Annotated in this window: 7 protein-coding genes; 1 reads left to right on the top strand and 6 read right to left on the bottom strand. The window is 58.8% G+C overall.

Translation table 11 applies throughout. The annotated features are described in order from the left end of the window. Positions 1–169 precede the first annotated feature (169 nt). From VEH04_10640 to VEH04_10620, 5 genes are all read right to left on the bottom strand, one after another. Positions 170–2,950, bottom strand: coding sequence for a BNR repeat-containing protein (locus VEH04_10640; protein ID HYG23229.1), 2,781 nt, complete (start codon positions 2,948–2,950; stop codon positions 170–172). Positions 2,951–2,999: 49 nt separating this feature from the next. Then, the gene (locus VEH04_10635) at positions 3,000–5,939 is read right to left on the bottom strand and encodes a glycosyl hydrolase (GenBank protein HYG23228.1); all 2,940 of its coding nucleotides are present in this window, start codon (positions 5,937–5,939) and stop codon (positions 3,000–3,002) included. Between the two features lie 54 nt (positions 5,940–5,993). Beyond that, a complete protein-coding gene (locus VEH04_10630; GenBank protein HYG23227.1) occupies positions 5,994–6,794 on the bottom strand; it encodes a prepilin-type N-terminal cleavage/methylation domain-containing protein in 801 nt (266 codons plus the stop codon). A gap of 81 nt (positions 6,795–6,875) precedes the next feature. Continuing rightward, complete coding sequence (locus VEH04_10625; GenBank protein HYG23226.1) at positions 6,876–7,670, bottom strand: PEP-CTERM sorting domain-containing protein; 795 nt, start codon at positions 7,668–7,670, stop codon at positions 6,876–6,878. Between the two features lie 33 nt (positions 7,671–7,703). After that, positions 7,704–12,083 (bottom strand): LamG-like jellyroll fold domain-containing protein, encoded by a 4,380-nt coding sequence (locus tag VEH04_10620; protein ID HYG23225.1) that lies wholly within the window; start codon positions 12,081–12,083, stop codon positions 7,704–7,706. 213 nt (positions 12,084–12,296) lie between these two features. On the opposite strand from VEH04_10620, the gene VEH04_10615 reads away from it, so the two are divergent. Next, complete coding sequence (locus tag VEH04_10615; protein HYG23224.1) at positions 12,297–12,440, top strand: transposase; 144 nt, start codon at positions 12,297–12,299, stop codon at positions 12,438–12,440. 121 nt (positions 12,441–12,561) lie between these two features. On the opposite strand, the gene VEH04_10610 is transcribed toward VEH04_10615, so the two are convergent. Further along, the coding region (locus tag VEH04_10610; GenBank protein ID HYG23223.1) for a hypothetical protein at positions 12,562–12,770 on the bottom strand (209 nt) is incomplete at its 5' end.

The following is a 12,770-nucleotide window of genomic DNA, read 5'->3' as shown; positions in this document are numbered from 1 at the left end:
AAGAATACAGGCAGGCGCGCGCGTTTCATATGGCCTGTGACAGGCGATCGGGAGCGCGCGGCTCTAAGGCAAAATCAAAAATGCAATCAACCAGAGGTTGCACCGGATGGTCATCGGCCACCGATGCGCAATCTTCAGGAGAAACTTGTGGCGCAGGAGCTTCGGTCGATCACAACCCGGTCAATCCGCCTTCACGAACAATGAGCCGCCAATAACGGCTGCTGGCGGTCGCGTTGGTTTCCACATGGCGCAGAAATCCGCCCGTGCCGTCGAACGCAGTCTCATTCGTCCAGGCCGAAAGGTCGTTGCTCGCTTGAAGCCGATATCCCCACCCTGGCTGAGATCGAAAACCAATTGAGACCTGTTCGCCTGAATGCCCCAGGGTGGCTTCCAAAGCAGGGCGATGCGAAAACCAATCGGCCGCGTCCCATTCCAGAACTCCGATTTCCGAGGCCGTGTTCGCGGGTGGCGTGTAGCCCAGGCCGCTGCTGGGCTGATACAACACACTCAGGACGTTGTCCCGCTGCCAGCGCGCAAGGTCAATGACGGGCTCGTAATTCCCAAGGTTCGTCGTCGTCAAATCCACAGTTGTCCACGCAAGGCGGTCCGGATCCATCGCTTTCGGCAGGCTATGGACAATGGTCAAGCCGTTGCTCCCCGCATTGTCTCGATAGAGAACCACGATGCGGTTTGCGCGATCGCATACCACAACGGGGCGCCCAAGGTCGCGAACCGCGGAGTCTCCCAGCACGGTTCCCACAGGGTCGTTCGTCCGATTTGAAATCTGGCGGACCTGCCAAACATTCGCATCGTCTGGAAATGCCACCATGTACTGCCGCCGATGATTGTTGGTCGCCGCCCCAGGAGACCACCAGGTCGCGATGACGGGGCGCCCGCCGGCATCGAGGCACATGCCCGCCTGGTTGATCAAGCTCGAGTTCGGCGCGATCGCCAGGATGCGCTCGGCTACGTTCGCGGAACCAGGACCGCCGTTGGTGAGACTCTCAGAAATCGGGAGGGCGTAGGCGCTGCCGTCGCTCCGTTCCCAATTCAAGCCGCTGTCCGGCGACGTCGCGTAGGCGAAGTCATGGTTCGATTGAAAGGCAGGTGTGTAACGCCATGTCCACACAAGGTGCAACCGCCCGAACTCGTCGATGCACGGCATTTGTCCGTAAGCGTTGTAATCCAGCGGCCATCCAGTGCCTTTGATAAATGGGACCGCGCTGGATCCGCTCCTGTGAACATTCGTCCAGGTGCGCGATTCGAGCACGTACCGGTTCAAATAAGTGTCCCCCGCGCCAGAACTTCCCTTCCTGTAGAGATACAAGAGATCGCCACCAGGAACTGCAACGAACTGCGGATATGTCGCCGCATTCTCAGCTCCCGTCATCGTTGAATCGGGACCGAACGCGATGGGTTCGCTTCCGATCACATTCGTCAGGCTGCGCGCATAATGAAATGCGTCTCCATGCATGCCCCAGGACATGTGCATGAATCCATGGCCATCGATGCCAAAACAAACCACATCATGACCATCAGTGATCGCGTTGGCGGCGAACGTCGTGCGGAAAACTTCCCAGTGGCTGGAACCCACTGTTCGCCGCCCAATCCAAATCCGGTTGTTAAAAGGAAAAGCCGGATTCGTCTGGTGCCTGCCGTAATACGCGATGAACTGTTGATTGCTAACGGTTGTCAGCGCCGAACAAATGAACGAAACGGCATTGATCGCAGACGATCCCGCATACGCGTACTCGCTCGTGTTGGAATCCCCATCATCCACCGGGACATAACGCGTATGGGGCAGACTAGGCCCTGCTTCTGGCAACGTGTCTGGATCGGTGCCTCCGGGAATTGAAGCAGAGATGGCTGGATTCGATTCGCCTTCGAATTCTTCGAGATTGCTGTACGTGTCGTTATCGAAGTCCCCCTCGGCCGCGTGCGTTAGATTCGTGAAGAACGTCAGTTCCCACGCATCCGCGAGCCCGTCATTGTCGGAATCGTCGTTCCAGAAAAACTGCGATGAACTGCGGCCGATGCCGCTCACGCGGACCTCGTCGATGGCCCCGATGAAGTTATCAGTTGATCCACCCGTCGCCCTGCCCTCGTTCCCGATGCAGAGATCCGCTGCGAGGCCGCTGGCCAAATCATCATCCAGCGACAAGGCCGAAACACGATTCGCCGTTGCGTTCGTCGCTTTCATCGACGTCCAATAAACACTGAAGTTGGTGGCCGATCCCTCAAGGCCATTGTAACTCACCGCGACGTGGTACCAGCCGTTGGACGCGATGGCGTGGCGTCCGACTGTTGGGATCGGCGCAACCAGCGTCTGGATGCCGAAGCCCTGCCGCAGGTTGATGAATTCGAATCGCGGAACCGTGGCATCGCCTGAGCCAACTCCGACAGGCGCGAGACGCCATTGGAAGAGACGGCCCGAAGATTCTTCGGAATCTTCCGCATCTGCTGAGAGGATTTGCATCGCGGACCCGCGTGCGGCGAGGTTGAGAGCCGGATCGAACTGCAGGAGCACGATTGCCTCAAAGGTGAAAGCACCCGTCACTGGATCTGCAAACGATGTTCGCACATTGTCATCCAAACCATCCGCCAACGGCAGTGCTGACAACACAGCATTCCGGCCCGATGCGCCTGTCGCTGTCTGCCCGCCATCGGCCGTGTTCAACGCGGTGCCAAAACCTGCATGGGATGGATACCCGAGCGTTGCGCCTCCCGCCAGTGCGAGCAGGTTTGTGCCTCCCGGCGCGGAATCGATGCACGGTGTCGTGGCTTCGTCCAAATGCCATAGATGCAGCGTCCATCCGTCCGGCACATAAGGTTGCGGAGCGGCACCCAGCCACCCAATAGAGGCCGCAAGGAGGACGCATCCGAGCGCAACGGAACTGAAGACCGAACATGGCGTGAGCCAAAACAACAGTGCACGAATTGAATTTCTCAAAACTCGATGGCTCCCTGCCTTGAACTGGGGAATCCTGTGAACCTTTCCCTCACCTCATGTGCTCGTTGAAGTTTTCCGTCGACAGGCTCACACGGGGGCCACCCGCTGCGTCGCGCCGAACCACCTTCACCGGGCCGAACAAACCCGAGCGCATGAGCGCGGACTGGGGAGTAAATTTTCGGACGTTGGTTCGGGTGAGGCGCTCGTTCCGTGGAAGGGAACTGTCACCGATAATCCGATTCGGCCAAAAATTCACGACCTCGATCTGCAACTCGTTAACTCCGGCGCGAACAGCCCCGGCAATATTCACACGAAACGGAGGCGTCCACGCAATGCCACATGATTTTCCATTCACTTTCACTTCCGCCATCTCGCGCACATCGCCCAGGTCCAGGTAGAGATCCCCCTGCCCGCTCGTCACCTCGTCCTCGGGCAGTGTGAACTGGCGTCGATAGGTTGCGGTTCCGGAATAGAAACGAACGCCCGATTCAGGCCGCTCCGGCCAGCTGACCAGATCGTCAAATGTCACGGTTCCCGGGCCGCCCCACCTGGAATCGAATGCAACGGTCCACGAACCCGCAATCTCGTGAACCGGAGAATATTCATCGTAATTTCGGCTCCGCGCTGCCGGGGGGGCTGACGCATTCTCGCGAAACACCACGAACATCGATCCACACGGCGGCAACTGAACGGGAATGATGGTGCGTCCCTGCGACTGCTGATAGTCCGCGGCAAACCGCCGCTCCCCAGTGACTGCATCCCACAGTTCGGGCGCGCGATCTCCAATACGGAACGTCAACGAAACCTCTTCAGCGTTCGTCGAACGGTTCGCAACAAAATAGAAGTCGGTACGCCCATCACGCCGATGGATGTAGTTGATCTCGGCATCGGCGTTCGGGGCGGCCGCTTCAAAATCGGGAACGACCCCGTCAGCCTGAAGAACCTCGCGCGCTGTGCGGCCGGAAACAACACGTCCCTTGCCGAATCTGCGCACGCTCTGCGCGGCGGCCGCTGGCTCGCGTCCAAGAAGTTCCGCAGCGATTTCCCTGACGCGGGCATCCGCCTTTTCATGCCCAGCCAGCCCGCTCGCCCGGCTGGGCCGCACCATGATGATCGTGGCGCCGTCGTTCACCAATTCACGCACTTTCTCCAGCACGCGCAGCGATATGACTTCGCGTTCCGGCAAAACCATGAGCCTGTAGCTCATTCCGTCCGGCAGTATGAGCAAGCCGTCCTTCACGCTGACACGGGTGAGAATGGCTTCCTCCGTAATCACGTCGTAGTCATAACCTTTCCCCACCTTTGCAGGATCGGAACTCCGCAATTGGGTGAAGTTCGGCACGTGATCACCGTAGTAATACAATGCGTCGGCGATGAACAATCCCTGCTGCAGCATGAACTGGCAGCGATTCATGTACTGGATGAAGGGGCCCGACTGGTTCCACCACGTTGTGTTCGGGTTGAAATGTGTCCCCGCAAAATACTGCTGCCCCGGCATCCCGGCCGATTCAGGCGAACAGACGAACGCATGCCACACGAGGCGGTTCATTCCCTCAGTCAGGGCGTGGTCGAACGACGGCCGCAAATTGTCCCAAACGGTTTCCTGCCAGTGCGGCCCAATCGTGGTAAATCCTTCCGCCGCGACAAGCCTCCGTCCATAGGTGTGTGCCGCTGAAGCCGGCTGCTTCAGGAAAAAACGATTGCGGTCGCCGACCCGATGCCGCCACGACCACGCCCAGAACTCAGACATCGGCACATCGTTCATCCCAAGGCATTGTTGCGCATCGATCGGAACTGCGTGCGGCCCGCCCGACTCGGGATGAATCAGGATTCCGTGGCGATGCGCCCAATCGCGAAATGGCGTGTAATGCTCCGCCACGGCCAGGTCGCCCAACGTGCGCCGAAAATCATGCAGGAAGCGATTGCTGTCTTCCCGCGAATTGATAATACGACCTGCGAGAACAGGCAGCCACGGCGTGACGTCATATCCGCGATACTGCAGGAATTTCCGCGGGAACTTAAGGGTCCAATTCAGCGGCTCCACTTCCCAGCTGTCGGTATGCAGGTATTTAAGTGTGCTGCCGGCGAACGATCCCGCGTCGGCGATCAAGGGTTCAACCACCGAATCCCAGTATTTCTTCAAGGCTTCCTGGTCCAGTACGTCGAGCGAATATCCCTTCCACCCGTCGCTCGAAGTGGAAACATACGAACGATCGCCGATTGTGCAGACGAAGCGCAACACCTGCCAGCGGCCGGCCGGAACTTCCCAGCGCAGAATACCATCCGCACCGAACCTGCCGCGAAGGTCAACGACGTCCTCCACCCGCGCGTCGTGTTCATTTGGAAGACCTTGGTTCTCCTCGTGGAGGATCGCTGTTTCCGGCGCGGAAAAGTGAAGCTCGTTGTGAATCGCCTTTTCGCGCCAGTGTTTAAGAGGGGGGCGGTTGGTGGGCACTTCAGGACGAATCCGATATGCGAGCACGGCGATTTCCCGGGAATAATTATCCCGCACGCGCGGCAGCGGAAGTGCGCCACTGAAATTCGTGGGGCCGGTAATCTCCAGTTCAGACCAGATCACCTTTTTTGCGGAGTCTTCAGCCAGAACATCAGGTCCGCCCAGGTTCCATCCACTCTGGATGTTCAAGCTCAACTCAAGCTCCAGGCGATTCGCCTCTTTCAATGTGTGCCTGTAAAGCTCGCGCCATTCGGTGCTGAAGAAAGCGGGCCCCGCAGGCACGCGATCGTTGCCGTCCTGCTCCGCTCCGCCGGCGTCGCAGATCAGGGCGCCGCCCCACCCTTTCGCTTTCATTTCCTCCAGGTCGCGTGTGATCGCGGCCTTGTCGACATTGCCATTCAACCACCACCAATAAGCGCGCGTCCTCGCCTCGCGCGGCGGGTTCGCGAAACCGCTCTCCAGGTCCGCAGCCGAAACAACCGCCAACGACAAAAGCATGCCAGCCCCGGCGAACAGTCCCGCAATTCGTCTCATCAGTGTATGCACAGGGTGAATGCGACTGGAGATGGCTTCAAAGGTCAAGGCGGGCTACTGCAAATCTGCCGTGGTGGGCTTCATCAACTGCAGCTGAGCCGCAGTGGGATTCAAGGATCCCCAATCCTCCTGGTAACTGAAAAGGCGGCGGGTCGGGTTCCAGGTAGTGAACATGTACATGCTCTCGAACTTGATCCACCGAACGGAACCGTCGACATACAACACCATGCCTCCGTCAGGATGCCGTTTTCCCTGGCGTTGATGCGGAACCCGTGGAGGCTGTCCCGGCGTCAGGCCGTCATACCCCCACCCATTGTTTGCCGTCTGGTCTGTGAACCGCGCATTGGCATCGGACGCCATCGCCCAGTTCGGGCGGGAAGTTCCGAGCTTCACGGGACTGGGTGCATTGCCGGAATTGCCAAGACCCGCAGGGTTGTTCGGCCAGTTCCTCATGCCTCCATAATATTGGTAACCCAGGGCAATTTCGTTGGGATAGGTCGTGTCGCGGCGCGGCAGAAAATTTCGGGTGGGACAGCTCCAAATGTTGTTTGCTTCACTCGGCGCCTGCTTGAGCGTCATTCCGTAAGCCTTCAGGACATCGGCCTGCCCGATATGGAGCGAGAGCGGATGAATGTTGGTGAACACGCGGTCGTTGAAGTCTCCCGCATACAGCATCACACCCACCCCGACCTGTCGCAGGTTGTTCAGGCACTGGGTGCGCTTGGCCTTTTCCTTCGCCTTGCCCAGCGCCGGAAGCAGCATCGCCGCAAGGATCGCGATAATTGCAATGACCACCAGCAACTCAATCAGGGTAAAACCGTTTCGGACGCTCTTGTTTCGCTCAATCACTTTCATTTCAACTTTCACTGGAAAGGGACCGGGAATTGAACCCAATCCCTTTTTTCAACAAATGACTCTCGCTTGTTCTGCCTTCGACTACTTCAAGTTCCGGCGCAGCCGCATCCCAAGCAAACTAGCCCCTAGTGCCAGCATCGCAAACGTGGTGGGCTCGGGAACCTGTGTCAGGGAGAAGGCAGAGATCACACCGCCGGTGCCTGCAGTTGCGTTGCGGTCGCGGCTGAAACCGATACCTCCGATGCCTGTGTTCGCGGTAGCTGGAAGATTGAACGAGCCACCCTGCTGCACCCCGTTCAAGAAATACTGCGCAGTCCACGTTGCGCCAGTCGTGTCCAGAACAATTCCCAGCGTGATCGGATTCGCCGGATCTGCAAGATTCCCGCCAAGACCCGTGTTGTTGCTGGTATTGACGCCATTGAAGAACTCCTGGTCATTCTGCGTCGCGTTGTTTCGCGAAAAACCCCACGCGTGTGCACCGCTGTTGGAGTGACGCACGCCGAAGTCAGTTGCCGTCCAGTCGCCACCGACCGGAAGCGCCGGCATGAATCCGAACGCAATCCAATCGGGATTTGTGTTCAGGATGGTTGCCGTCGCCGTGTAAACAGTTCCGTTTACGGGGGCAAACGGCAGCCAGGCGGCCTGGCCGTTCGCGGAAGCAGCGACAACGGTGTTAACTGTTCCGTTGTCGAGGAACGCGCTTCCCGCCTGCCAGTTCTGGCCGCCGACATCAACAGCGCTGCCGTTTAATGCCCCGCCGCTCCCGCTGAAGTTGTCCGAATAGATTGTGATCTGCGCACTGGCCGCTGCCGCCGATGAGGCGATAACCGCGAGCACCAGGGACGCTCCCATGTTCTGTTTGAGTCTGTGTTTCATTTCGTTTTTGTGGTTTGAGTTAACTGAGATTCGTCAGGGATAAACCAGCCGGTAGAACACCGCGCCGCTCGTTTTCGAGATCGGCACAATGATGCGGTTGGTGGCCGTGGAAGAAGAGACGTCCACCCAGCTTGCATTCAGGCCAGTGGCCAGCGAATTGGTTTGTGCCTGCAGACGCCATCCCACATGCGATGCCGGCCATGCGAGTTCCAACTGAGTTCCGCCACCCGTCACCGCAGTCACCATGTTTGTCGGCGTCGTGTCAGGTCCTCCGCCGACTGCAATGCGCAAGATTCCATCCACCGCGAGCGTGCTCTGGTCCCAAGACAAACCCGGGGCTGGCCTGAACGGAACGAACGATGCAAAGGTTCCCGAGTAACCAGCCGCGTTGAACAGCTTGAAGCTGTCGCTCGCCGTCAGGGCTGGCGAAGCAGTGACGTTCAACTTCAACGTCCCACCGAATCGAATATGGTTCAGTCCCTGGATGCTGTCGCTGCTCAACGTCGCGCCCGCCTTGTTCACATCGAGCTCGATTGTGCCGTTGTTGGTGACGCTGCCGTTCACAATGAAGGCGCCGTCGCCGCCGCGCAGTGTTTGACCCGGTCCGATCACCAATCCCGCAGCAGTCACGTCCAGCGACGCCCCATTTGCCACATGAATCACTGGAGTCCCGGTGAGCCGGACGCCAGTTCCGAGCGAGAGGGTTCCGCCATTGATGAGCGTGTTGCCGGTGTAAGTATGAAGACCGCTCAAAGCGGAACCGTTGGTCAGGAAGGTCTGCGAGCCTGAAGCAAGCACGAGCGATAGATTCCCCACGATGCTGCCGCTGAACAGATAGGCGCCGCCCTGCGGATCGATTGTAAGGGTGCTCAAGGAGCCAGCGCTGTTCGTGACCCACGCCAGATTTGCCGGCGCCACTTCATTTCGCAAGCCAAGCACCGTCTGGTTAAACCCGTTGAGGTCCAGACTGGTCGGATCGGTCGCAGTTCCATTGCCTGCGATGTCAACAACCGTTCCCGGTGCAATGGCGTTGTTGGCGCCGATGCTGGTCGTGTTCGCCCGGATTTGCAGTTCTGTGTAACCAATCCCTGGCGCGCTCAACCTGACATTGCCCAATCGAACCATCAGCACATTGGCGCCGCTCTCAAACGATAACGGCCCCGTGACGTTCAGCAGGCCATTTGTCGGCCCGGCAAAGTGCCCTCCGGTCGCGGCGTTCGCATGGAATGTGAGGGGGCCACTCACAGTCGCGATCGCATTGGAACCGTCCGGCAACATGATGGCACCAAGCGCAGCGCCGGGATTGACGCCATTGAATACCACCGAATTCGTCAGAGTAACTCCGTTTCCGAGAATCACCCGGCCGTTGCCTTCAGCGGTGACGCTGCCCCGCCCTATGCTGTTATTGGAATTCAACTGCAGCGCGCCCGCCGTGAGCAATGTGCCGCCTGTATAGGATCCCGGCCCGCTGAGTGCCAGGGTGCCGTCTCCATTTTTTGTAAGAATCGCAGCGCCTGAAACCGAGTTGCTGACGGTCAGCACGGCGCCTCCGTCCACTCCCACGGTTGCGTCCGCAGCCAGCGCAATGGGTCCGCCGAGCGTAGTGGCTCCGGCTCCGCCCTTGCGAAGTGATCCCGAACTGTCGGCGCCCGATCCGCTGATCGTCAGCGCTTCGCCGCTGAGATTCACGTTGGCAGTGATGTACACCTGCGCGCCCGCGGCCACGACCGTGCCGGCTGAGGTGGCTCCCAGCGCGTTGCTGCTCTGCACGAACATCACGCCGCTGTTCACGAGCGTTTGGCCCGTGTAGGTGTTGTTCCCGGAAAGCGCGGCCGCACCGCTGCCATCCTGGCGCACTGAACCTGAGCCTGTGATGGCATTCGGAACTGCCAGCGTATCCCCGCGGTTGAACGCGAGGACGCTGTTGTTGGTGACCGCACCGCCTCCTAGCGTTCCCGTGCCCGTGCCATTTCCAATCTGCAACGTGCCTGCGGAAATCAAGATTCCGCCCGACATATTGTTGGTGACATCGATCGTAAGCCTTCCTGCTCCCTGCTTCACCAGCCGGCCCTGCCCGACAAGAGAACCATTCAAGGCAAACGACGTGATCAGATAATCGGATCCGGAATTCACCGTCAGCAAATCCGGGTTCACGGGCTGCGTTACGTTAACCGTCGGTGCCGCGCTGCCACGAGCATCAAACAGAGCCGATGCGAAGGAGGTGTAAGCCGTCAGGGCGCCGCCCGCGAGGTTCGTCCAGTTGAGCGAGGCCATATCCCAGTCGCCATGCGATGCGCCCAGCCAGACAAGCGTCGGCGGCACAAAGGTGTTCAGCGTCGCCACGGTGCTTGCATCGGAATACACGGTTGAGCCAATCACATTGGTGGCGAAGACCTGGATCGATGTGCCATTGTCCGCCAGCTGCGACACGAGGCTGTAGCTTGCATTCGTCGCGCCCGGCACCAGGACACCGCCCTTATACCATTGATACCGAATCGGCAGGTAACCGACCGCAGTTGCCGTGAAGGTCGCCGTCTGGCCGACAGGAATGTTTGTGCTGACCGGGTTCACGACGAAATCCACGGGACCATCGCTGAGAACAATGTTTGGCCCCTGTTCGTGATTCTGCTGCACGGTGATCGGCGACAGCGCGCCGTTGTAGATGCGGAACTCATCGATGCTGCCGTTGAGATACGGATCAACCGCATACAGAGAGCGGCCAAGATAGGTCAGCACGTTATTCAGCGACGACAGAGGCGCGGTCATGTTCGTGTTGATCGTTTCCAGGACGCCATTCGTGTAGAGCAGCATTCTCTGGTTGGGAGGATCGACCACGCACGTGACGTGCACCGTCTGATTCTCCAGCGTGCCCGTGCCCGCGGCATTCTGCTCGAACGAAACGTCGCCCGAAGAAATCGTCAGCCGATGGGCTCCACCGGAATTCGGGGTGAAAAACAGATAGTTGAACCCAACGATCGCACTCGTGAAATCGGGCAGGCTGTTGCCGAAATCGAAGATGCGTGACGAAGTCGGAGTCGTCCCGATCGTTGCCCAGAAATCCACAGTCGCAGAGTTCAACCCCGCAAGCAGGCCGCCCGGCAATTGCGCGTAGGTGCTGTCAGTTCCGTCGAGGACGAGCGCGCCGTCGACCACGGTTGCATTCCCGAAGTTGGTGCCATGGGCCGTGCCAACGCTGTCATTGAGATTGCCGTTGAAGCTATAGCGATGCGCCAGGAAGTTGGCTGCGCCGACAACGAGATTCGCCGGTGCGCTCGTTGAAGCAAAGCCCGCAGAGTTCGTAACGACGACATCGTAAAGCCCGGCATTCGCAGCACCCACTTGTGAAATCACATAAACATTGCTGTTCGCCCCCGAAATTGGATTGCCATCGAAACGCCATTGAAAACCCATTGGGGTCGGACTTGCGGCAACGACGGAGAACCGGACGGTTTCGGTGTAATCGATGTTCTGGCTGATGGGATTCGCAACGATGGTCACCGCAGGCGAGAAGAACTGCATCTGGCCGGGCCCGCGCGCAACATTGCTGATCCGCAACTCATCGATGCTGCCTGAAAACATTTCGCTGGATGCACCACGGTTGTCATTTCCAAAAACCAGCGGAGCCAGGACGTTTCCATGACCCGTGGTGATCACGCGATTTTCGGATGAAATCTGGTTCGCGGCATTCACGCTCGGATCTAACCGGGTCCAGTAGAGCTTCACAGATGACCCGTCGTACGTGATCGCCACGTGATACCAAAAACCATTCGTGAACCCGTGCGGCCCCGTGGTCGGAATGGGGGCCGACGAATTGAAGAATGTTGCGCCGTCGAGCATCTGAAGCTGCAACTGGCTGCCCACGATGCGGAATTGGAATCCGCGGTTCGCCCCCGCGTAGCTGTCGGTGCAGACAATCTCCTGCTGCGCGCCGTCAATGCGGGTGGGCGCAACCAGCGCCTCGATCGTGAAAGGGGATTGCCCTCCATTTCCCACGTTCAAGTTGGTCATCGCGAAGCGATCGGGACTCACGGGTCCGCCCTGCACATCGGCTTCGTAGGCGCCATTCGCATTGAAGTCGTATCCAATCAGGTATCCGGCTGTGTGGAAGTTCGCGCTGTTTCCGAAATTGATTGGACCGCTGGAATAGCCGGCCGCGCCGAGCAGGTCCGTCACTGCGGGAGGATTCGGCTGCCCAGTGCCAGCCGTGTCGTTCTGAACCGTGTATGAATTGCCGCCCTTGGAACCTGCGTTCACCGTGGCTGAGGAGCCTGCGGGTTCGTTGAAGTGAAAGAGAAAGAGCGTGTTGGCGTCAGGCGTGTAAGGTCCCACAAGATCGGCCTTGAGCTGCGGACTTCCGATGACCAAAGCGGCCGCGACAACGCACAAACGTGTCTTCAGGTGATAGCTTTTCATAGTACCGGTTGGGATTGTTGAATGGTTTCTCGTCGTGACAGAGTTTGAATGATAATTCTCTGCCGTGATCTGACCATCCCCCGAGCGGGTGTCAGACCGCTCCCCCGAATGGGGGATGCAGTTGTACGGCCGGGACCGCGTGGGCGGGGGCGCAAGGCGATCCGTCCGTCTGGAATACGGACTGGGGCGTTCACATTCAAGCTGCCGGACCTGGTGCCAGCACGCTTAAATATCTCGGGCAGCTATGTCGCCCGCACCGCCATCAACGACGCGAGCCTGGTCGATGTTGCCGGCCAATCCGTCACGTTCCGCTGGAAGAACAGGAAAAAGAATACCGGCGCGAAACTTCCGCCATAGGCTTGAGTTTGTCACCCGTTACACGGGAACGTAGAGGGATCACTACGCTGGAAAATTTGCTGAAAAACTTCCTCCTCCTGCTGTTTCCGCGATCAAGGGCACAAACACAAGTGCCAATTCTCTAACTCCGACCCGCCACGCCGCTTTCTCCCCGTCCTGCCACGTGGTCGCAGACTTTACGTGGCTTGTTTGTCAGCGGCGGAATGATAGCGGTGGAAAAGTGGCGGGATGAAATTCCGTTTTCTTCCGGCTGATTTTCTTCGCTCTTCCCGCGCCAAAGCTCTTCTTCCTTCTTCTCGTCTTCTTCGCTTCTTCGAGTTCCTCCAGACA

Source organism: Verrucomicrobiia bacterium, from assembly GCA_035629175.1.
Classification (GTDB): domain Bacteria; phylum Verrucomicrobiota; class Verrucomicrobiia; order Limisphaerales; family DASXHY01; genus DASXHY01.
The sequence above is the reverse complement of the archived record's forward strand: the minus strand, read 5'-3'. Positions and strand labels throughout refer to the sequence as shown.

Excerpts from the sequence above, each read along its gene's own strand:
- VEH04_10635 (HYG23228.1), bottom strand. The coding sequence starts at position 5,939 with ATGAGACGAATTGCGGGACTGTTCGCCGGGGCTGGCATGCTTTTGTCG.
- VEH04_10630 (HYG23227.1), bottom strand. The coding sequence starts at position 6,794 with ATGAAAGTGATTGAGCGAAACAAGAGCGTCCGAAACGGTTTTACCCTG.
- VEH04_10625 (HYG23226.1), bottom strand. The coding sequence starts at position 7,670 with ATGAAACACAGACTCAAACAGAACATGGGAGCGTCCCTGGTGCTCGCG.
- VEH04_10620 (HYG23225.1), bottom strand. The coding sequence starts at position 12,083 with ATGAAAAGCTATCACCTGAAGACACGTTTGTGCGTTGTCGCGGCCGCT.